At 68.6% G+C, this 21,679-nt stretch carries 19 protein-coding genes; 8 read left to right on the top strand and 11 right to left on the bottom strand.

The window, feature by feature from the left end:
• Window positions 1-8 precede the first annotated feature (8 nt).
• Window positions 9-584 carry a restriction endonuclease gene (locus FR943_RS08890; RefSeq protein WP_217156076.1) on the top strand — a complete coding sequence of 192 codons (576 nt, stop codon included), beginning with the start codon at window positions 9-11 and terminating at the stop codon, window positions 582-584.
• Here FR943_RS08890 and lat read toward each other — a convergent pair.
• Window positions 562-1,989 carry an L-lysine 6-transaminase gene (gene lat / locus FR943_RS08885; RefSeq protein WP_217156075.1) on the bottom strand — a complete coding sequence of 476 codons (1,428 nt, stop codon included), beginning with the start codon at window positions 1,987-1,989 and terminating at the stop codon, window positions 562-564. The two genes, FR943_RS08890 and lat, sit on opposite strands and share 23 nt — an antisense overlap.
• A 52-nt stretch (window positions 1,990-2,041) precedes the next feature.
• A complete protein-coding gene (locus FR943_RS08880; protein ID WP_217156074.1) occupies window positions 2,042-2,506 on the bottom strand; it encodes an Lrp/AsnC family transcriptional regulator in 465 nt (154 codons plus the stop codon).
• 59 nt (window positions 2,507-2,565) lie between these two features.
• Between FR943_RS08880 and amaB the strand changes: the two genes are divergently transcribed.
• Together amaB and FR943_RS08870 are read left to right on the top strand one after the other, a co-directional pair.
• Window positions 2,566-4,116, top strand: a complete 1,551-nt coding sequence (gene amaB / locus FR943_RS08875; protein ID WP_217156073.1) for an L-piperidine-6-carboxylate dehydrogenase — start codon at window positions 2,566-2,568, stop codon at window positions 4,114-4,116.
• 9 nt (window positions 4,117-4,125) lie between these two features.
• The gene (locus tag FR943_RS08870) at window positions 4,126-4,929 is read left to right on the top strand and encodes an SDR family NAD(P)-dependent oxidoreductase (protein ID WP_217156072.1); all 804 of its coding nucleotides are present in this window, start codon (window positions 4,126-4,128) and stop codon (window positions 4,927-4,929) included.
• Here FR943_RS08870 and FR943_RS08865 read toward each other — a convergent pair.
• Window positions 4,909-6,360, bottom strand: a complete 1,452-nt coding sequence (locus FR943_RS08865) for a lipase maturation factor family protein (protein WP_217156071.1) — start codon at window positions 6,358-6,360, stop codon at window positions 4,909-4,911. The genes FR943_RS08870 and FR943_RS08865 overlap by 21 nt on opposite strands.
• Before the next feature lie 80 nt (window positions 6,361-6,440).
• The gene (locus tag FR943_RS08860; protein WP_217156070.1) at window positions 6,441-7,820 is read right to left on the bottom strand and encodes a cytochrome P450; all 1,380 of its coding nucleotides are present in this window, start codon (window positions 7,818-7,820) and stop codon (window positions 6,441-6,443) included.
• Between the two features lie 65 nt (window positions 7,821-7,885).
• On the opposite strand from FR943_RS08860, the gene FR943_RS08855 reads away from it, so the two are divergent.
• Genes FR943_RS08855 through nei2 form a run of 3 tightly spaced genes read left to right on the top strand, consistent with a single transcriptional unit; the run spans window position 7,886 to window position 13,858 of the window.
• Entirely contained in the window at window positions 7,886-8,539 is a 654-nt protein-coding gene (locus FR943_RS08855; RefSeq protein ID WP_217156069.1) for a TetR/AcrR family transcriptional regulator, read from the top strand.
• 36 nt (window positions 8,540-8,575) lie between these two features.
• The gene (locus FR943_RS08850) at window positions 8,576-13,093 is read left to right on the top strand and encodes an ATP-dependent helicase (protein ID WP_217156068.1); all 4,518 of its coding nucleotides are present in this window, start codon (window positions 8,576-8,578) and stop codon (window positions 13,091-13,093) included.
• A gap of 12 nt (window positions 13,094-13,105) precedes the next feature.
• Window positions 13,106-13,858 (top strand): endonuclease VIII Nei2, encoded by a 753-nt coding sequence (gene nei2, locus FR943_RS08845; protein WP_217156067.1) that lies wholly within the window; start codon window positions 13,106-13,108, stop codon window positions 13,856-13,858.
• Window positions 13,859-13,891: 33 nt separating this feature from the next.
• Here nei2 and FR943_RS08840 read toward each other — a convergent pair whose 3' ends face one another.
• The 4 genes from FR943_RS08840 to FR943_RS08825 all read right to left on the bottom strand — a co-directional run bounded on the left by FR943_RS08840 (window position 13,892) and on the right by FR943_RS08825 (window position 18,187).
• Complete coding sequence (locus FR943_RS08840) at window positions 13,892-15,193, bottom strand: flavin monoamine oxidase family protein (RefSeq protein WP_217156197.1); 1,302 nt, start codon at window positions 15,191-15,193, stop codon at window positions 13,892-13,894.
• Between the two features lie 23 nt (window positions 15,194-15,216).
• The gene (locus FR943_RS08835; RefSeq protein WP_217156066.1) at window positions 15,217-15,834 is read right to left on the bottom strand and encodes a TetR/AcrR family transcriptional regulator; all 618 of its coding nucleotides are present in this window, start codon (window positions 15,832-15,834) and stop codon (window positions 15,217-15,219) included.
• Window positions 15,835-15,908: 74 nt separating this feature from the next.
• Window positions 15,909-17,063 carry a fatty acid desaturase family protein gene (locus FR943_RS08830; RefSeq protein WP_217156065.1) on the bottom strand — a complete coding sequence of 385 codons (1,155 nt, stop codon included), beginning with the start codon at window positions 17,061-17,063 and terminating at the stop codon, window positions 15,909-15,911.
• 32 nt (window positions 17,064-17,095) lie between these two features.
• On the bottom strand, window positions 17,096-18,187 hold the full coding sequence (locus FR943_RS08825; RefSeq protein WP_217156064.1) for a ferredoxin reductase: 1,092 nt from the start codon (window positions 18,185-18,187) through the stop codon (window positions 17,096-17,098).
• Between the two features lie 71 nt (window positions 18,188-18,258).
• Between FR943_RS08825 and FR943_RS08820 the strand changes: the two genes are divergently transcribed.
• Complete coding sequence (locus FR943_RS08820) at window positions 18,259-18,939, top strand: TetR family transcriptional regulator (protein WP_217156063.1); 681 nt, start codon at window positions 18,259-18,261, stop codon at window positions 18,937-18,939.
• Between the two features lie 10 nt (window positions 18,940-18,949).
• The gene (locus FR943_RS08815; RefSeq protein WP_217156062.1) at window positions 18,950-19,759 is read left to right on the top strand and encodes an enoyl-CoA hydratase-related protein; all 810 of its coding nucleotides are present in this window, start codon (window positions 18,950-18,952) and stop codon (window positions 19,757-19,759) included.
• On the opposite strand, the gene FR943_RS08810 is transcribed toward FR943_RS08815, so the two are convergent.
• Genes FR943_RS08810 through FR943_RS08800 form a run of 3 tightly spaced genes read right to left on the bottom strand, consistent with a single transcriptional unit; the run spans window position 19,728 to window position 21,675 of the window.
• Complete coding sequence (locus FR943_RS08810) at window positions 19,728-20,498, bottom strand: SDR family NAD(P)-dependent oxidoreductase (RefSeq protein ID WP_217156061.1); 771 nt, start codon at window positions 20,496-20,498, stop codon at window positions 19,728-19,730. The two genes, FR943_RS08815 and FR943_RS08810, sit on opposite strands and share 32 nt — an antisense overlap.
• A gap of 20 nt (window positions 20,499-20,518) precedes the next feature.
• A complete protein-coding gene (locus FR943_RS08805; RefSeq protein ID WP_217156060.1) occupies window positions 20,519-20,821 on the bottom strand; it encodes a hypothetical protein in 303 nt (100 codons plus the stop codon).
• Entirely contained in the window at window positions 20,818-21,675 is an 858-nt protein-coding gene (locus FR943_RS08800) for a pseudouridine synthase (protein ID WP_217156195.1), read from the bottom strand. Before FR943_RS08800 ends, FR943_RS08805 begins: the two co-directional genes overlap by 4 nt.
• Between the last annotated feature and the right edge of the window lie 4 nt (window positions 21,676-21,679).

Below are 21,679 nucleotides of genomic sequence, written 5' to 3'. Positions count from 1 at the left end.
TCGGGCCCGTGGGACGGCTTCGGATCAAGCTCTGTGCGGCCGCCGGCGTGGCAGCGGGGCTGGCAGCGCATCTGGCCGGGGTGGACGCACGTTGGTGCGTGGCGATCGCCGTCGTGGCGCCGTTGGCTTTGGTGGGCACCCCGCGGTTCGTGCTGGCGGTGTTTCGGGGCCTGTCCATCCCCACCGCAGGCGAATCGGCGGCCACCGAGATGACCGGGTTGGAGTTCGAGGACCGGGTGGCGCACGTGGCCCGCACCGCCGGGTTGCCGGTCATCATGACGCCGCTCACCGGCGACTGGGGGGTGGACCTGATCGTCGGGCACCGGCCGAATCGGATTGCCGTGCAGTGCAAACGGCTGTCGCGTCCGGTGGGGGCGGCCGCCGTGCAGGAGGTTGTCGCCGGGGCGCCGATGCAGGACTGCACCAAGACCATGGTGGTCACCAACAACGAATTCACCCCGGCTGCACACAAACTGGCCGAACTGCATGGGTGCCGGCTGATAGCTGGAGCCGATCTGCCCAGGCTGAAATCGATTCTGCGTCAGGAAGTCGCCGCGCCCCCTAGCCGGCCAGCGGAGCGCTGAGCGCGTCGCGCACGGCCTCCAGACCGGCGTCGATCTCGGCGCGGGTGGCCGTCAGCGCCGGCCGGAACCGCACCGAGTCGGTGCCGCTCGGCAGCATGATGACGCGGCGGTTCCACAGCCGGCGAATCAGTTCGTCACGTTCGGCGGGGGTGGGCAGGCTGAACGCGCACATCAGCCCGCGCCCGCGCGGATCGAGCACGGTCCCGGTGAAATCGACTGCCAGTCTGCGCAACTGGCCGAGCAGATACTCCCCCGTCACCGCGGCGTCGCGGAACAAGCCGTCGGACTCGATGACCTCCAGGATCCGCCGCGAACGCACCATGTCCACCAGGTTGCCACCCCAGGTGGAATTGATCCGCGAGCTCACGGTGAAGACGTTGTCGGCGACGTCGTCGACGCGTGTGCTGGACTGCTCCTCGCGTGCGCGTGTGCTGGACTGCTCCTCGCGTGCGCGTGTGCTGAATCGCTCCTCGCGTGCGCGGCCGCCCGCCATCACCCCGCACACCTGCGTCTTCTTCCCGAAGGCCACCACGTCCGGGACCACGCCCAATTGCTGGTAGGCCCAGGCGGTTCCGGTGATCCCGCATCCGGTCTGCACCTCGTCGAACACCAGCAGGGCGTCGAACTCGTCGCACAGTTCCCGCATCGCGGCGAAGAACTCCGGCCGCAGATGCCGGTCCCCGCCCTCACCCTGGATCGGCTCGGCCAAAAAGCACGCGATGTCGTGCGGGTTCGCTTCGAAGGCGGCGCGGGCCGCGCGCAGCGAATCGGCTTCGAGCGCAGCGATGTCCACCCCGGGCCGGAGGTAGGGGGTTTCGATGCGGGGCCAGTCGAACTTGGGGAACCGGGCCACCTTGACCGGGTCGGTGTTGGTCAGCGACATGGTGTAGCCGCTGCGGCCGTGGAAGGCGCCGCGCAGATGCAGTACCTGGGTGCCCAACGCGGGGTCGATGCCGCGGGCCTCGTTGTGCCGACTCTTCCAGTCGAAGGCGACCTTGAGTGCGTTTTCGACGGCCAGTGCGCCGCCGTCGACGAAGAACAGGTGCGGCAGGTCGGGGTCACCGAGCACGCGGCGGAAGGTGTCGACGAACCGGGCCAGCGGCACGCTGTAGATGTCGGAGTTGCTCGGCTTGTTCACCGCGGCCTGAGTCAGTTCGGCGCGGAAGTGATCGTCGTCGGCCAGCGCCGGGTGGTTCATGCCCAGTGCCGAGGAGGCGAAGAAAGTGAACATGTCCAGGAAGCGCTCGCCGGTGCGGGCGTCGACCAGCCAGGAACCCCGGGACCGGTCCAGGTCGAGGACGAGATCGAAGCCGTCGGTCAGGATGCTGCGCGCCAGGACGGCGCGCACCCGGTCGGGCGTGATGCGCGGGCCCGAGGGCAACATCGACGTCAACACTGCAGCCATGCCGCCATGTTAGCGATATTTTTACGGCCACACCGGACTGACACAGGATTCGTTACGGGATATAGTCCCTTCCGCTGTAAAATGTCTGCAAGATGATGGTGCTGCGGGTGCGCACATCAGCCGCGGTCCTGATCCGTTGCAGCAGGTCTTCCAGCGCCCTGGCCGAGGCCACCCGCACCAGCAGCACGTAGCTCTCCTCGCCGGCCACCGAATGGCACGATTCGATTTCGGGGATGTGCTGCAAGCGCGCGGGTGCATCATCGGGTTGGGACGGATCGAGAGGGGTGATGGCCACGAACGCCGACAGCATGTTGCCCAGCGCCTCGGGATTGAGCCGTGCGGCGTATCCGGTGACGACGCCGCGGGACTCCAGTCGCCGCACCCGCGCCTGCACCGCCGAAACCGACAACCCGGCCGCGGCCGCCAACTGGGCCAGCGTGGCCCTGCCATCGGCGGCCAGCGCGCGCACCAGGGTCCGGTCGGTGTCGTCGAGCACGTACGCGTCGGCTTCGCCCATGGCCCGCACTGTAACTCCCCCGGCCGATCCGGCACCGTAGCCAACCAGAAAGGCACACGATGACCACCACCGCACCGACCACGCTGCCCACCCGCGAGGAGTTGCGCCGGCGGGTACGGCAGGCCTTGACCGCCATTGGTGCCGTTGTCGACCTCGGTGAGCCGACGGCTCCGGGCCCCGGCCTGCACGCCAGTTCACCGATCAGCGGTGACGTGCTGTTCACGTTGCCCGAAGACGGTGCGGATCAGGTCGATGCGGCAATTTCTGAAGCCGCACAGGCCTTTTCCGCCTGGCGTGTCACCCCGGCGCCGGTGCGCGGCGCGCTGGTGGCGCGGCTGGGCGAGTTGCTCGTCGAGCACAAGGCCGATCTGGCCACCCTGGTCACGGTGGAGGCGGGCAAGGTCACCTCCGAGGCGCTGGGCGAGGTGCAGGAGATGATCGACATCTGCCAGTTCGCCGTCGGCCTGTCACGCCAGCTGTACGGCCGCACCATCGCCTCCGAACGGCCCGGGCACCGGCTGATGGAGACCTGGCATCCGTTGGGGGTGGTCGGCGTGATCACCGCATTCAACTTCCCGGTGGCGGTGTGGTCGTGGAACACCGCGGTCGCACTGGTTTGCGGCGACACCGTGGTGTGGAAACCCTCTGAGCTGACCCCACTTACCGCGATCGCCTGCCAGGCCCTGATCGAACGCGCCGCCGCAGATGTTGGCGCCCCGGCCGGCGTGGCCCGGCTGGTCCTCGGTGGGCGCGAGCTGGGCGAACGGCTGGTCGACGATCCGCGGGTGGCGCTGGTCAGCGCCACCGGTTCGGTGCGGATGGGCCGGGAGGTCGGCCCCCGGGTGGCCGCCCGATTCGGCCGGGCGCTGCTGGAGTTGGGTGGCAACAACGCCGCCGTCGTGACCCAGTCGGCCGACCTGGATCTCGCGGTGCGGGCCATCGTGTTCTCCGCGGCAGGTACCGCCGGGCAGCGGTGTACGACGCTGCGCCGGTTGATCGTGCACTCCTCGATCGCCGACGAGGTGGTGTCCCGGATCGTTGCGGCCTACCAGAGCCTGCCGATCGGCGATCCGAGTGTGGCCGGGACCCTGGTGGGGCCACTCATTCACACCCGCGCTTACCGGGACATGGTCGGGGCGTTGGAGCAGGCCCGCACCGACGGCGGCGCGGTGTTCGGCGGCGAGCGCCACGATGTCGGTGATGAGGGCGCGTTCTACGTCGCCCCGGCGGTGGTGCGGATGCCGGCGCAGACCGAGATCGTGCACACCGAGACGTTCGCCCCGATCCTCTACGTGCTGACCTACGACGACCTCGATGACGCGATCGCCCTCAACAATGCAGTACCGCAAGGCCTTTCGTCGGCGATCTTCACCACCGACGTGCGCGAGGCCGAGCGCTTCCTGGCCGCCGACGGATCCGACTGCGGCATCTCCAACGTCAACATCGGCACGTCGGGCGCCGAGATCGGCGGTGCGTTCGGCGGCGAGAAGCACACCGGCGGTGGCCGCGAGTCCGGCTCGGACGCCTGGAAGGCATACATGCGCCGGGCCACCAACACCGTCAACTACTCTTCGGAACTGCCGCTGGCCCAGGGCGTGCATTTCGGCTAAGAACGGCACATGGAACTCATTGGCAAGTCCGCAGTGGTCACCGGTGCCGGATCAGGTATCGGCCGGGCGATCGCCGAGGCGTTCGCCGCGGCGGGCGCCCGGGTGGTGGCCGCCGACCTCGACGCCGAGTCGGCCGAACAGACCGCCGAGCAGATCCAGGCGGCCGGTGGTGAAGCGCTCGGGATCCAGGCCGACGCCGGAGCCACCGCCGACATCGAGGCCCTCAGCGCCACCGCGTTCGGTCCGCCCGACATCTACGTCGCCAACGCCGGGATCATCGGTGCGCCGGGTCTCGGCACCGAGACGGACTGGGACGTCATCCTCGACGTCAACCTGCGGGCCCATGTCCGGGCGGCCCAAGTGCTTGTGCCGCACTGGGTGTCACGCGGGAGCGGGTACTTCGTCTCGGTGGCCTCGGCGGCTGGCCTGTTGTCCCAGATCGGCGCGGCCGGATACGCGGTGACCAAACATGCCGCGGTCGGTTTCGCCGAGTGGCTGGCCATCACCTACGGCGACGACGGCGTCGGGGTCAGCTGCGTGTGCCCGCTGGGGGTGGCCACCCCGCTGCTGGACGCGGTCCGGGCGGCGACGGATTCCGACGCTGCCGCGGGGGCGGCCTCGATCGTGCAGTCCGGCGAGGTGATCAGCGCCGAACAGGTTGCCGCGGCGACGATCGAGGCCGTGCAGTCCGACCGGTTTCTCGTGCTGCCGCACCCACAGGTGCTCGACATGTACCGGCACAAGGGTTCCGATTACGACCGCTGGATCGCCGGGATGCAGCGCTACCAGCGGTCACTGCGCACCGGCCGCTGAACGGCCGGCCGACGGCAGCGATTGGGGCGGAACGTAGACGCCCAGTGAGATCCGGTGCCACCAGACGTGGTCGCGGCGCAGCTCAGCCCAGCTGCTGAACTCGTACCGGTACAGCCGAGCCCGCACATAACGGGGCGGCGCGTCGGGGAACGGGTTGTACCGCAGCAGTTTCAGGGTCTCACGGTCGTTCTCCAGGAGGCGCGTCAGCAGCATCCGCAGCCAGCCTTGCGCGTATGCCGGCGAGATGGCCGCGAACCACATCAGCCAGTCCAGCCGCAGGTGATACGGCGCGAACTGCCGCGGGCACCGGCGGACATCGCCTGGCTTGCCCTTGAACTCGTATTCCTTCCAGACCGTATGATCGCTCAGCTCCGGATCGGCGGTGCCCTCCAGCACCACCTCGTCGCGGGTCCGTCCGACGGTGCCGAACGCGCCGTAGGAGTTGACCAGGTGATAGCGGTTGTAGGAGGCGTTCATCCGCTGCCGCTTGGAGAACAGGTTGCGCGCCGGCCAGTAACTCAGGCACGCCACCGCCGCGCTGAACGCGACCACCACGACCACGAACCACATTGGCGTGACATCGAATTGATGTTCTCGCAGCGGGAGCAGCCGGCCGGCCACCGAGTCGGAGACGGCGCTGAACGCCAGCACGATGGTGATCCAGTTGAGCCAAGCGAAATTCCCCGAGGCCACCAGCCACAGCTGGGTGACGATCACCACGATCGCCGCGCCACTGACCACCGGCTGCGGGGCGAACAACGCGAACGGCACGACGAGTTGGGCGAAGTGGTTGCCGGCCACCTCGATTCGGTGCAACGGCTTGGGCAGGTGGTGGAAGAACCAGCTCAGCGGGCCGGGCATCGGCTGGGTCTCGTGGTGGTAGTACAGGCAGGTCAGGTTGCGCCAGCACGGGTCACCACGCAGCTTGATCAGCCCGGCACCGAACTCGACCCGGAACACCAACCAGCGGGCCAGCCACAACACCAGAAGCGGTGGAGCGACGTCGTCGTTGCCCAGGAAGATCATCAGGAACCCGGCTTCGAGCAGCAGCGACTCCCAGCCGAACGAATACCAGGTCTGCCCCACGTTGACGATCGACAGGTACAGCGCCCAGACCAGCAACCAGATCGGCATCGCCGCCCACAGCGGCACCACATTCCCGCCCCCGGCCAACAGGGCCGCCGAGAGCAGCGCCCCGATGGCGCACACCAGGGCGAAGAACCGGTCGGAGTAGTGGAATTGGAACAGGCTCGGGGCCCGACGGAATGAGTTGACGGCCAGGAACCGCGGGATCGGCAGCAGGCCCCGGGTACCGAGCAGCCCGCGGAACTGCCGGGCCGCCACGATGAACGCGATCAGGTAGATCGCGGCGGTCCCCCGTTGCAACACCTCACGGGCGAACCAGTATTCGTCTGCGTTGAACCATTCCATCCGCGGACCTGCTGACGTTGCGCGTCTGTGCACCGTGACGGTACCCCGAAACGGGCCGTTTCATGCCAGGTATGGCCAGGCTAGCGACGGTGCAGCCGCAACTGGAACCCGGCCGGCATGACCGTCAGCCGCTCCTGGACCCGCAGCCGATAGCCCGGGTCGGCCTTCAAGTCATAACGCCGGATCAGCACCGCCAGTATCAGCACCGCCTCGTGCAGCGCGAACTGTCTTCCGATGCAAGATCTTTCACCGGTGCCGAACGGTTTGTACAGACCGCCGGGGCGGGTCCGCACCTGTTCGGGGGCGAAGCGGTCCGGGTCGAAGGCGTCGGGATCGGGCCCCCATCGCGGGTCCCGGTGCAGAGCCGCGGTCACCGCCAGCGCCCAGTCGCCCTTGCGCATCGGATGGATTCCGGCCAGCACGGTGTCCTGGCGGGCGGCGCGATAATAGGCCGGAACGGTTGGCTGCAGCCGCAACGATTCGTCGAGAACCCGTCGGACGTAGCGGAGTTTGGCGATCTTCTCGAATCCGGGCCGTTGCTCCTCGCCCCACACCCCATTCACCTCGGCCCGCGCACGGTCGAACACGTCGGGATGTTGCGACAGAAAATACAACGCGAACGACAGGGCACCGGAGGTGGTTTCGTGTCCGGCGATCAAGAAGTTGATCAGCTGAAAGCGGATGTTGGCGGCGTCGAGATCGGACTCCAGCATGGTCTGCAGCAGGTCGTCGTGCTCGCCACCGCGCTCCGCGCGCCGCGCGGCGACGATGTCGTCAGCCAGCGCCCGCAGGTACTGCGCGTCACGGCGGATCCGCTGCTCGATGCGCCGATAGACGAGGGCGGGCAGAAAAGTCTGCTGCAGCAGACCGAGCCGGTTGGCACTGAGCAACGCCGACACCATGTGCGCGACGAAGGGATGCATGGTGTCGTGCCGGAAGCAGCCGAACGAGTACCCGGCCGCACAGCGTCCGATGGTCTCCAACGTGACCCGGGTGGTGTCAGCCGAGACATCGACGGTGTCGCCCGCGGCAGCGCGGCGATCCCAGCGGTCGGTGAGCTCGTCGGCGACGTCGAACATCACCGCGTGATAGCGGTGCATCGCGGCCCGGCTGAAGGCCGGCATCAGCAGGTCGTGCGCCTTGCGCCAGTTCGGTTCCTCGTTGTAGGCGGTGAACAGTCCGTCGCCGGCGGCGATCCGCAACGCCTCGATGTCGGGCCCGACGTGCTTGCAGAACCGGCTTTCGTCGTTGAGATCCATCACCGCCTCGGCACCGCTGGCCATCACGTACCGGGCACCCAGGAACCGCAGCTCGCAGACTTCGCCGAGCGCGGCCAGCGCCGCCGCCCCCTCGATCGAGGACTCGGAGCTCAGGCCGAACACATCGCCGAGCAGCGGCACCCGCCGCGGCGGGTGCGGCAGCTTCGCCGGGAGTGCGGTCCCCGCGCGTGCAACGGTCACGGCTCCAGGATCGCGGCGTTGTTATACATGTGTCAAGTAAGGCTGCGGGCCGCTAGGCTGCAGGCGTGGGTGCCGAGTCCAGACGCCGGCTCTCCCCCGCCGACAGACGCAACGAGCTGCTGGCGCTGGGAGCCGAGGTGTTCGGGCAGCGCCCGTACGACGAGGTCCGCATCGACGAGATCGCCGAACGCGCCGGGGTGTCGCGGGCCCTGATGTACCACTACTTCCCCGACAAACGGGCCTTCTTCGCCGCCGTGGTGCGCGCCGAAGGTGAGCGGCTGTTCGAGGCCACCAGCACACCGGCCGAACCCGGTCAGACCCTCTTCGACCAGCTGCGCACCGGCGTGCTGGCCTACCTCCGTTACGACGAAGAGCACCCGCACGGTGCGTGGGCGGCCTACCTCGGCCTGGGCCGCACCGACCCGGTGCTGCGGGATGTCGACGACGTCGACAACGACCGCCAGGCCGACCGGATCATGGACCGGTTCGGCGAGACGCTGTCCGGACCACTGGACGCCAAGGTCGACCGCGACCTGCGGGCCGTCGTCTATGCGTGGCTGGCCTGGACCTTCGAAATGTGCCGGCAGCGGCTCAAGGATCCCTCCCTCGACGCGCAGTTCGTCGCCGACAGCTGTGCACACACCCTGCTCGACGCGATCGGCCGGGTGCCTGGTCTGCCGACCGAGCTGGTCTGTGCAGCCTCCCCCGAACGTCGCTGACACCGGCTTGTCGGTGCGGCGCGGCAGTATGGCTAGGTGACCCCTGCCCCGGCTGATCCGCTGGCCCGGTTCAGCGCGCTGACCCGGGAGTGGTTCACGGCTGCCTTCCCGATGCCGACGGCGGCTCAGGCCCAGGCCTGGTCGGCCATCGCCGAAGGGGACAACACCCTGGTCATCGCGCCCACCGGGTCGGGCAAGACCCTGGCCGCGTTTCTGTGGGCGATCGACGAGCTGGCCGGCATGGGTGAGCCACGCTCGGGCACCACGGTGCTCTACGTGTCGCCGCTGAAGGCCCTGGCCGTCGACGTCGAACGCAACCTGCGCACCCCGCTGACCGGGATCACCCGGGTGGCCGAGCGGCACGGGGTGGCTGCCCCGTCGATCAGCGTCGGCGTCCGGTCCGGGGACACCACCCCCAGCCAGCGCCGCGCGATGCTGAGCAAGCCCCCCGACATCCTGATCACTACACCGGAGTCGTTGTTCTTGATGCTCACCTCGGCGGCCCGCGAAACGCTGGCCTCGGTGCGCACCGTGATCGTCGACGAGGTCCACGCCGTCGCCGCCACCAAGCGCGGTGCGCACCTGGCGCTGTCGCTGGAGCGGCTGGATCAACTGCTCGACAAACCGGCCCAGCGCATCGGGTTGTCCGCAACCGTGCGCCCGCCCGAGGAGGTGGCCCGGTTCCTGTCCGGGCAGGCCCCGACCACGATCGTGGCACCGCCGTCGGCCAAGACCTTCGACCTCTCGGTCCAGGTTCCGGTACCGGACATGGCCCACCTCGACAACAACTCCATCTGGCCCGACGTCGAGGAACGCATCGTCGACCTGATCGAGGCGCATCGGTCCTCGATCGTGTTCGCCAACTCGCGGCGGCTGGCCGAACGGCTGACGTCGCGGCTCAACGAGATCCACGCCGAACGGTCCGGCATCGAGCTGCCGACCACACACAATCCCCGGGTCGGCGGGGGCGCACCGGCTCAGCTCATGGCCAGCGGCCAGGCCAACGGCGCCCCGCCGCTGCTGGCCCGGGCCCATCACGGCTCGGTCAGCAAAGAGCAGCGCGCCCAGGTCGAGGACGACCTGAAGAGCGGTCGGCTGCGCGCCGTGGTCGCCACCTCCAGCCTGGAGCTGGGCATCGACATGGGTGCGGTCGATCTGGTGATCCAGGTCGAGTCACCGCCGTCGGTGGCCAGCGGCCTGCAACGCATCGGCCGCGCCGGGCATCAGGTCGGTGAGATCTCTCAGGGTGTGCTGTTCCCCAAACACCGCACCGATCTGATCGGCTGTGCGGTGGCGGTGCAGCGCATGCGTGCCGGGGAGATCGAGACGATGCACGTGCCGGCCAATCCGCTCGACGTGCTGGCCCAGCACACCGTGGCGGTCGCGGCCCTGGAACCGGTCGACGCCGACGCCTGGTTCGATGCGGTGCGGCGCAGCGCACCGTTTGCCACGCTGCCGCGCAGCGCCTTCGAGGCAACCCTGGACCTGTTGTCGGGCAAGTATCCGTCCACCGAGTTCGCCGAGTTACGCCCACGGCTGGTGTATGACCGTGACACCGGAACCCTGACCGGCCGCCCGGGCGCCCAGCGCCTGGCCGTCACCTCCGGCGGGGCGATCCCGGACCGCGGGCTGTTCACCGTCTACCTGGCCACCGACTCCGAGAAGCCCTCGCGGGTGGGCGAACTCGACGAGGAGATGGTCTACGAGTCCCGGCCCGGCGACGTCATCTCGCTGGGCGCGACCAGTTGGCGGATCACCGAGATCACCCACGACCGGGTGCTGGTCATCCCGGCCCCGGGGCAGCCGGCCCGGTTGCCGTTCTGGCGTGGCGACAACGTCGGGCGGCCCGCCGAGCTGGGGGCGGCGGTCGGCGCGTTCACCGGCGAGCTGGCCGCGCTGGGCCGCAGCGAGTTCGACGAGCGCTGCCACGCAATGGGTTTCGCCGGGTTCGCCACCGACAACCTGCACCGGCTGTTACACGACCAGCGCGAGGCCACCGGTGTGGTCCCCAGCGACAGCACCTTCGTGGTGGAACGCTTCCGCGACGAACTCGGCGACTGGCGGGTGATCCTGCATTCCCCGTACGGGTTGCGGGTGCACGGGCCGCTGGCGCTGGCGGTGGGTCGACGACTGCGGGAACGCTACGGCATCGACGAGAAACCCACCGCGTCCGACGACGGCATCATCGTGCGGTTGCCCGACAGTGGCGAAACCCCGCCGGGTGCCGACCTGTTCGTGTTCGAGGCCGACGAGGTCGAACCGATCGTCACCGCGGAGGTGGGCGGGTCGGCGTTGTTCGCGTCCCGGTTCCGCGAATGCGCCGCGCGTGCCCTGCTGCTGCCCCGTCGGCACCCCGGCAAGCGATCCCCGCTGTGGCATCAGCGGCAACGCGCCGCACAGCTGCTCGACATCGCCCGCAAATACCCGGACTTCCCGATCGTGCTGGAAACCGTACGGGAATGCCTGCAGGACGTGTACGACGTTCCGGCCCTGAACGAGCTGATGCGCCGGGTGGACCAGCGCCGGCTGCGGGTGGTGGAGGTGGAAACCGCTGCGCCGTCACCGTTCGCGGCCTCGCTGCTGTTCGGTTACGTGGGCGCGTTCATGTACGAGGGCGACAGTCCGCTGGCCGAGCGGCGCGCCGCCGCGCTGGCCCTGGACACCGTGCTGCTGTCCGAACTGCTCGGCCGGGTCGAGTTGCGTGAATTGCTGGACCCGCAGGTGGTGGCCGCCACCTCGGCGCAGCTGCAGCACCTGACCGAGGAGCGGGCGGCCCGCGACGCCGAGGCCGTCACCGACCTGCTACGCATGCTGGGCCCACTCACCGAAGCCGAGATCGCGCGGCGCTCGACCGCGGCGAACGTCGGCGCCTGGCTGGACGGGCTGCAGGCCGCCAAGCGGGCCCTGCCGGTCACCTACGCCGGCCAGAGCTGGTGGGCCGCAGTCGAGGACATCGGCCTGCTGCGCGACGGAGTGGGCGCGCCGGTTCCGGTCGGGGTGCCCGCCGCCTTCACCGAATCCGTCGACGATCCGCTCGGTGAACTGCTCGGCCGGTACGCCCGCACCCATGGCCCGTTCACCACCACCGAAGTGGCGACGCGGTTCGGGCTGGGGCTGCGGGTGAGCGCAGATGTACTGGGCCGCATGGCCGTCGACGGCCGGCTGGTGCGTGGCGAGTTCGTGGACGATCTGGGCGGCGATCAGTGGTGCGACGCCGAGGTGCTGCGCATCCTGCGTCGCCGCTCGCTGGCCGCGCTGCGGGCCCAGGTCGAACCGGTCAGCACCGCGGCGTACGGCCGCTTCCTGCCGTCCTGGCAGCACGTCGGCTCCGCGCACAGCACGGGCATCGACGGGCTGGCCGCGGTGATCGAGCAGCTGGCCGGGGTCCTCATCCCGGCATCGGCGGTGGAATCCCTGGTGTTCGGCCAGCGGGTCCGCGACTACCAACCGGCCATGCTCGATGAGCTGCTGGCCTCCGGTGAGGTGATCTGGTCGGCCGCCGGGCAGATCGGTGGGAGCGACGGCTGGGTGGCCTTCCATCTCGCCGAGACCGCACCGCTGACACTGCCCCCTCCTGCCGAGATCGAGTTCACCGACACGCACCGAGCGATCATGGCAACACTGGCCGACGGTGGCGCGTACTTCTTCCGCCAGCTCGCCGACCAGATCGGCGAGTCCGAGCTGAAAACCGCGCTGTGGGAGTTGATCTGGGCCGGCTGGGTCAGCGGGGACACCTTCGCCCCGATGCGCGCGGTGCTGTCGGGGGCGTCGGGTCCGCGTCGGTCCGGGACGCCGGCCCACCGGCAACGGCAGCGCCCGCCCCGGCTCAGCCGCTACAGCGTGGCCCGTCCCCAGGCCCGCGCGGCCGATCCGATCGTGTCCGGGCGATGGTGGGCTTTACCTGGCGCAGAACCAGATTCGACCGTGCGGGCGCATTTTCAGGCCGAGTTGCTGCTCAATCGGCACGGCGTGCTGACGAAGGGCGCGGCGGTGGCCGAGGGTGTCCCCGGCGGGTTCGCCACGCTGTACAAGGTGTTGAGCGTGTTCGAAGAGGCCGGGCGCTGCCAGCGCGGCTACTTCGTCGAATCCCTGGGCGGCGCACAGTTCGCCGCGGCCTCCACCGTGGACCGGCTGCGCTCCTATCTCGACGGTGTGGACCCGCAGAAGCCTGAGTACCACGCCGTCGTGCTGGCCGCGACCGACCCGGCCAATCCGTACGGCGCCGCACTGGCGTGGCCCGAGCGCACCGGCGACGCCGACACCCACCGGCCCGGACGCAAGGCCGGTGCCCTGGTGGCACTGGTCGACGGACGGCTGACCTGGTTCCTGGAGCGCGGCGGGCGCACCCTGTTGAGCTTCACGTCCGATCCGGAAACCCAGCGGGCGGCCGCGGCCGCACTGGCCGAGCTCGTACACACCCGGAAGATCCCTTCACTGTTGGTGGAGCGGATCAACGGTGTCACGGTGCTCGATCCCGGCGTCGACGCGGATGTTCAGGACGCGCTGACCGGGGCCGGGTTCGCCCGTACCCCACGCGGATTGCGGTTGCGATGAGCGCGAAACACCATGCCCGAAGGTGACACCGTCTTTCACACCGCCACCGGCCTGCGTGACGCACTGGCCGGAAAGACGTTGACTCGCTGCGATATCCGGGTGCCCCGCTACGCCACGGTGGACCTGACCGGGCAAGTGGTCGACGAGGTGCTCAGTCGAGGCAAGCATCTGTTCATCCGGGTGGGGCCGGCCAGCATCCACTCCCACCTGAAGATGGAAGGCAGTTGGCGGATCGGTTGGTCGGGCGGGGCGCCACACCGTATCCGCGCGGTACTCGAGACCGCGGACAGCCGGGCCACCGGGATCGACCTCGGTGTGCTGGAGGTGCTGGACCGCAGCTCCGACGTGGACGCCGTCGCACACCTGGGCCCGGACCTGTTGGGCCCGGATTGGGAACCGCACACCGCAGCAGCCAACCTGATGACCGACCCCGATCGTCCGCTGGCCGCTGCGCTGCTCGACCAACGGGTGATGGCCGGCATCGGCAACGTCTACTGCAACGAGTTGTGTTTCGTGTTCGGCCGGCTGCCGACCTCGCCCGTCAGCTCACTGACCACTCCCCTGCGGGTCACCCAGCGTGCCCGGGACATGCTGTGGCTCAACCGGTCCCGCTGGAACCGCACCACCACCGGCGATACCCGCCGCGGCCGTCAGCTCTGGGTGTACGGCCGCGCCGGCGAACCCTGCCGTCGCTGCGGGACGAGGATCGTGACCGATGCCGCCGGCGACCGGGTGACGTACTGGTGCCCGGATTGTCAATCCTGACCCGTGTGGATGGTCGAACGGCCGGCCTCGGCGCTATCCGGCCAGTGCCGCAGCGACTTCCTGCGCCACCCGCAGGCCGGATTCGATCGCGCCTTCGATGTAGCCGGGATGGTCACCCGCGGTTTCCGTCCCTGCCCAGTGGACGTTGCCGACTGGCGCGGCGGGCAGGGGCAGGAGGCCTCCCACGGTGCCGGCAATCGGCAGCACGGTGTAGCCGCCACCGACGTATTCGTCGGTATGCCATGACTTCTCATGCCAGCCGACCGGCCGGAGAACCTCGGGGCCGAGCCGACCGGCCAGCGGTTCCAGCACGGTCCGCTGCCGATCGGCGGCACTGAGTCCGTCCAGTTCACGAGCCGCGGGCCCGCCGATGAGCACACACAGATGGCCCGGACCATCTGGCGGACTGGTGTCGAAGACCCCTGCGCCAGGCCCGTCGAGGACGATCAACTCGCCGCCTGCGCCTTGTCTCCAGAACGGCCGGTCATATACGGCGATGGCCTTGTAGACCGAGCCCATATAGGTGTGTTCCGCCAGGCGCGCGTGCTCCGGCGGCAGCGGCGGGTGGTGGACAATGGATCCCGCCATGGGCGCCGGCACGGTGACGATGGCTTTCGTCGCGGTGAAGTCGCCGGCCGTCGTCTGGACTGTCACGCCATCGCCGTCTCGGCTGATGCCGGTCACCCGATGCCCCAGGTGAATCCGGGCACCCAGCTCGGCGGCCAGTCCGGCGGTCAAACCTGCCATCCCTTCGACGAGCAGCGAATCCTGGGCGCCGCCCCTGGTCGACAACATGGTGCGCAGGCCGCCTTGTTGGCGGATCATCCGGGCCATGGCGTAGATCGAATGCCGGTCCAGGTCGGCGGTCCATGACACCCCGGCGAGGACTTCGAGCAGTCGGCGCGTGGTACGGCCCGGCACTCGGCGCAGCCACGACTCGACGGTCGTGTCGTTCCACCGCCGCGGCGCCACGACGCGGGACAGCACCTCGACGCCGCCCAGAATCGCCACGGCCAGTAGCACCGCCGGCGATACCGCCGACAACCGGCGGGAGCCGTCGATCAGTGTGGGCACGGGAGCGGTGTGCATGGGATAGCGGTTGAGGCCGAGTTCGTCGGCCAGCCCGATCAGGCGTCGGTGGTCATGTCCGATCCACTGACCGCCGAGGTCGACCGTCGAGCCCAATGCGGTGGTCTCGCTCATCGTTCGTCCGCCGACCCGGTCGGCGGCTTCCAGCACCAGTACGTCGATCCCCCGGCGATGGAGTTCGCGGGCCGCGGTCAGCCCCGCCACGCCTGCGCCGATCACAGCAACCGTCATCACCACCTCCAGCATTAAGTCGGTCAACCGTCCGACTTTTATAGCACGGCGCGCACCGGCCGCGGGTCGGCGAGGGTGACCAGCAGCTGGATCGCCCGGTCGAGGTCGCGGCGCGCGCGGCCGCCGTCCGGGCTGGCGATGTACTGGATGATCAGCCCGTCGAGCATGCCCAGCGCGAGCCGTCCGAGGGTGGCGAAATCCACCGCGCAGCGCTCCCCGGCGGTGCGCGCCGCCTGCTCGCAGAACTCGGTGACGAGTGCGCTGTAGCGGTCGTACTGCAGCCGCGCCAAACCCTGCGACCCCTCGGTGCGCACCGAGTACATCGCCAGCTCGTACTGCATGACCTGCACTCCGACGTCGCCTTCGACCAGGGCTTCCCAGAACGCCGCGACACCGTGGCGCAGCGCGTGCGCCAGCCCGCGGTCGAGTTGCAGGGTGTCGTGCACCGTCGCGACGACATCGTCGATGACGGCCGCGATCACCGCCCGCAGCAGCTGGTCCTTCGACGGGAACACGTAGTGCAGCGTGCCCAGCGGGATTCCCGCTTCGGTGGCGACCGCCCGCAGCGTCGTACCCGGAACCCCGACCCGGCTGAGCACCCGGATCGCCGCGGCGACGATCTGCTCGTGGCGCTCGGCCGCCTTGACGTAAGCCATCGCATCCCTCCCTCGAGTCAGCGACAGCCTAGGAGAAAGTCAGACGACCGACCGGGATTGCGCGGCCCCGGCCGTCAGCAGTTGACGAGTTCCGGCTCGCAGATCGGCTGCGCAGCCGGCTCCTTGACCGCCGTCTCGGTGACAACAGGCTCGGGCAGAACAGGCTCGGGATCCTTCGGCTTGCCGCCCCACGGGAACGCCAGCCGCACGATCTTGCGCACCACCGAGGCGAACTGCTTGTGCAGCGGCCCGCTGTTGTAGGGCAGGCCGTAACGCTGGCAGATCTCCTTGACCTCGCCCGAGATCTCGGCGTAACGGTGCGCCGGGATGTCGGGGAACAGGTGGTGTTCGATCTGGAACGACAGGTTGCCGCTGAAGATGTGGAACCATTTGCCACCACTCAGGTTTGCCGAACCCAGCAGCTGGCGGAAGTACCACTGACCGCGGGTCTCGTTCTCGGTCTCCTCGACCGAGAATTCCTGAGTGCCCTCCGGGAAGTGCCCGCAGAAGATGATGGTGTAGGACCACACGTTGCGCATCAGGTTGGCAGTCATGTTGCCGGCGAACACAAATGGCGCGAACGGCCCGGCCAGCAACGGGAAGGCCACATAGTCCTTGACGGTCTGCTTACGCACCTTGGCCCACATCTCGCGGAGCATGTCCTTCTTGTCCCGCAACCGGATTTCGCCGGTGCGGATGCGCTCGGTTTCGAGCTCGTGCAGCGCCACGCCGTACTGGAAGAACACCATCAGCAGGAAGGCGTACACCGGGTTGCCCAGGTAGTAGGGCGACCACTTCTGGTCCTCGCTCATCCGCAGGACGCCGTAGCCGATGTCGCGATCCATGTCGACGATGTTGGTGTAGGTGTGGTGCATGTAGTTGTGCGAGTGCCGCCACTGGTTGGACGGGCAGGCCGAATCCCATTCGAAGTTCTGGCCGCGCAACGCCGGGTCGCCCATCCAGTCGTACTGGCCGTGCATCACGTTGTGGCCGATCTCCATGTTGTCGAGGATCTTCGACAAGCCCAGCATCACGGTGCCGACCGGCCAGGCCGGCGGCAGGAACAGCAGGGCTCGGCCGCCGACTTCGAGCTTGCGCTGCATCTTGATGATGCCGCGGATGTAGGCGGCATCGCGTTCACCGAGGTCGGCAACTGCCTTTTCGCGGATGGCGTCGAGTTCGGCGCCGAAGGTTTCGAACTGTTCGGGGGTGAGGTTGTAGTGAGTCATGGCTTCGCCTTTCAGAGATTGAGGCTTCCGGACTAGAGATCGATGACGACGTCGCCGACGGGTGCGGTGACGCAGATCTGGATGTCTTCGCAGTCGGCGGCCGACACCGTCCCGGTGATCAGGTTGCGCACCGCACCGCGGGTTTTGAGCCGGCTGCAGCTGTGGCAGATGCCCATCCGGCATCCGCTCTCGGGGGCCAGCCCGGCCGCTTCGGCCTGGGCCAGCAGTGGCCGGCCGTCGTCGGTCACCTCGACACCGCTGCCGGTGAAGGTGACGGTTCCGCCGGTGGCCTCGGCCGGCACCGCGAACGTCGGCGGCACGAAGCTCTCCGAGACCGCGTCGGGGCAATGTTGCCGGACCGCGTCGACGAGGGCCGACGGCCCGCAGACGAACACCGCGTCGGGCTGGGCACCGCCGAAGGCGGCGTCGAGATGCGCGGACGCGAAGTAGCCATCCAGCTCGCCGCCTGTGCCGCGGGTGTAGCCGTGCAGCACCCGCACACCGGGTGCGGCCGCCAGCTCCGCGAGCTCGGCGCGATAACAGGCTTCCTCGGCGTGGCGCGCGTAGTGCACGAACACGACTTCGCCGGTGAACGCCTGTGCACGCAGGGTGCGCAACATCGACAGCACCGGGGTGATGCCGCTGCCACCGGAGACCAGCAGAATGCGTTGCGGTAGCTGTTCGGGCAGCACGAAGTCGCCGCCGACGGAATCGAGGCCGAGCACCATGCCCGGGTAGGCGTGGTCGCACAGATACGTCGATACCAGCCCGCCGTCATGGCGGCCGATGGTCAATTCCAGGTGGTGAGACCGTTCGGCATTGGCCGGCGAATAGCACCGGGTGCGACGCCTGCCGTTGATCTCGACGGAAAGATTGATGTGCTGACCTGCCCGGAATCCGGCGAACGCCGCGTTGGGTTCCAGGGTCAGCGTGACGCTGCGCGGAGTCTGCCGCCGCACCGCCACCACCTTGGCCCGGGCGTCGCCGCGGGTCCAGGTCGGTTCGACCAGCTCGGTGTAGCGGTCTACCCCGTGCGGTCCGGTCAACAAGTTCGCAAGCGCACTCATCCGCCGTCCGGCCAGTAACCGCCGGCCGACGCCTTCAGTCATAGTTTGAGTGAACATATGTACACAGTGCGCGTGTACATCCGGGTCTGTCAACGATAAAATCGCTGCAAGTGGTAGGGTTCACACCAGTGAACAGACGTACGCCCAGTTCAAGAACATCAAGTTCACGAACCTCAGGTTCGAAGGCGCGGGAATCGCTGTCCCGGGAGGAACGCAAAGAGGCCACCCGGCGCGCGATCATCACCGCCGCCCTCACCCTCTTAGAAGATCGCAGCTTCAGCGCGCTGTCGCTGCGCGAGGTCACCCGCGAAGCCGGCATCGTCCCGGCCGCCTTCTACCGGCACTTCGACTCGATGGACGCACTCGGGCTGGTCCTGATCGACGAATCGTTCCGGTCCCTACGTGACATGCTGCGCGGCGCCCGCGCCGGCAAACTCGACCCGCACCACGTCATCGAGTCCTCGGCCGAGATCCTGATCGGCAGCGTCAACGAGCGACGCGAACACTGGCGGTTCATCGCGCGGGAACGCTCCAGCGGAGTGTCGGTGTTGCGCTACGCGATCCGCACCGAAATCCGGCTGATCACCTCCGAGTTGGCGATCGACCTGGCCCGCTTCCCCGCGCTCAAGGATTGGAGCAGCGAGGATCTCAACATCCTGGCCACGCTGTTCGTCAATGCCATGATCTCGATCGCGGAGAGCCTGGAGGACGCCACGGACGCCCAGTCGGTCGAGGCCATTCACCGCACCGCGGTCAAACAACTGCGGATGATCGCGGTAGGTGTCAACGGGTGGCACAGCAGCGGTTAAGGTCCGGCTCATGACCTCCGCAGAACCGTCGGCACAACCCCTCGACGTGTCCTACCCCCGGCCCGATATCGCCGTGCTCACCCTCAACCGGCCCGAGAAGCTCAATGCGTTGTCCTACGAGCTGGTCGAGGCCTTACACGCCGCCCTCGACGACATCGCGCGCAACAACGACTGTCGCGTCGTCGTGCTCACCGGCGCCGGCCGGGGCTTCTGCTCGGGCCTGGACCTCGGCAACCCGAACCCGCCCGAGGCCGGTGGCGGCACCGAATTTCCCCGCTCGGGAATGCGCTGGCAGGAACGCATCGCCAACCTCACCGTCAAGCTGCACCGACTGCGCCAACCCGTCATCGCCGCGGTCAACGGTGCTGCCTACGGCGGCGGCTTCGCGCTGGCCGCGGCCGGCGACATCCGCATCGCCGGCCCGTCGGCGAAGTTCTGCACGCAGTTCATCAAGCTGGGTATCGGCGGGTGCGACATCGGGGTCAGCTACACCCTGCCCAGAATCATCGGCGCGGGCGCCGCCTTCGACCTGATCCTGACCGCGCGGGCCGTCGACGCGGCCGAGGCGCTGCGACTCGGCCTGGTCACCCGCGTCGTCGACGACACCGCGAAGCTGCTCGACGCGGCCCTCGAGATTGCCGAAACCCTGTGCAGCTATGGGAAATTCGGGCTGGAATCGACCAAGCAGGTGCTGTGGGCCAACCTTGACGCCGGGTGTCTGGAAACGGCTCTGCACGTGGAGAACCGCAGCCAGATCCTGTCCGTCGGGGCCGGCAGCCTGACCGAGCTCAGCGAGGTGTCCCGCCACCGTCAACAATGACCACCTGCCCGGTCATGTAACTGCCAGCATCCGAACACATCAGCAATGCCGCACCGACCATCTCGTCCGGACGGGCCAGCCGCTTCATCAAGGTCCCGCCCTTCATACGCTCGATGGCCTCCGGCGGGTTGTTGCGCATCATGTCGGTGTCGACCGGCCCCGGCGCCAGCGCGTTCACCCGGATCCCCAGCGGGGCGAACTCGGCCGCCATCGAGCGGGTGACCGACATCAGGGCCGCCTTGCCCGAGGCATAGATCGACAACGCCGGCGCGAAGTTGAACGCGCCGACCGAGACCATGTTCAGCACCGCGGCCTTGGCGCTCGCCTTCAGGTGCGGTAACGCCTCCTGCACCAGGAACACCGGGCCGCGCAGGTTCACTTCATAGGACTTGGCCCAGGCCTCCGGCGTCATCTGCCCCAACGGCTGGGCCAAGGCATTGGCCGCATTGTTGACCACCACGTCGATCCCGCCGAACTCGGCGACGGTGCGCTCAACCAGCGCGCCGAGGTCATCGATGCTGCCGCTGTGCGTGGGCACCCCGATCGCCGCTCCGCCGAGCTCACGCAGATGTTCGGCCGCCTTGTCACACGCCTCGGGTTTGCGGCTGGCCACCACCACCCGGGCACCGGCCAGCACGAATCCCTCGGCGAGAGCCAATCCGATGCCGCGGGTGCCACCGGTGACGATCACGGTCCGGCCGGTCATGTCGAACAGCTGCTCAAAGGTCTGACGATCCACCCCGCCAGTAGACCACGGTCTCAAAAGCAGCTACCGATGAAGGCGCGGCGGCCGATTCCGGTGCAGACGTTGACACCGGAGCGCGGCGGCTCAGGAGCCAGCCGGACCGAAGGCGCACCCGGTATCCGCGGTGGGATCAACTCACCGTCGAGCTCAAACAGCGGGTCGGCACAACCACTGACGTCCCATCCGCCGCCGACGGGGCCGCACACAGCGACCGGCACCGACGGTGACGAACCGGGCAGCAGGCCGGCACCGAGGCACGACACCACGATGAGTACGCCCGCGATGATCGCGTCGCGTGGGGTTCTGCGAGCAGTCAACCCAATTCCCTTCCACTCACGAACTCGCGGTCGCCGCCGGTGATCGGGTCGGTGAAGGCCAGGCGCTGGGCCAGCAGTTGCAGCGGGTTGCCGAAATCATCGGGTGCGACATCGATCACGTTGGGGTACAACGGATCACCGATGATCGGCAGCCCGATCGAGGCCATGTGCACCCGCAGTTGATGCGTGCGCCCGGTGCGCGGTGTGAGCCGGTACAGCCCTGCCCCGACCGCCTCCACACACGTCTCGGCGTTGGGTTCGCCCGGTTCCTCGACGGCCTGTAACTGGCCTCGGCGCTTGGCGATCCGGCTGCGCAGCGTGGCCGGCAGGGCCACCGTGGCAGCCCCGTCGGCCCGGGCCAGGTACGTCTTGCACACCCCGCCCTCGGCGAACATCTTCTGATAGGCGCCCCGGACCTCGCGGCGCGCGGTGAACAGCAGAACGCCGGCGGTCATCCGGTCCAGGCGATGCGCCGGGCTCAGTTCCGGCAGATCCAGCGCCCGGCGCAACCGAACCAGCGCCGTCTGCACCACGTGGCCACCCCGCGGCATGGTGGCCAGGAAGTGCGGTTTGTCGGCCACCACGATGTCGTCGTCGCGGTACAGCAGCGGGACGTCGAACGGCACCTCCACCTCGTCGACCAAGTCACGGTAGAGGTAGACATGCGCCCCGGCCGGCAGTGTCGTCGTATCATCGACAGCCACCCCGTCGGGTAGAACCACCTCTCCGGCAAGCACTTTCGCACCGATCCCGAACCGTGTCTGCAGCTCGTCGTACACGTTGCCGCCGAGCAGCCGCAGCCGCGCCGGGCCCAGGCCGTCGCGCACCGGAAGCGGTGGGCGCTGTCTCAAGATCGCC

The organism is [Mycobacterium] fortunisiensis (genome assembly GCF_019050325.1).
Taxonomy (GTDB): Bacteria; Actinomycetota; Actinomycetes; order Mycobacteriales; family Mycobacteriaceae; genus Mycobacterium; species Mycobacterium fortunisiensis.
This window is presented reverse-complemented; position numbering and strand designations above follow the sequence as displayed.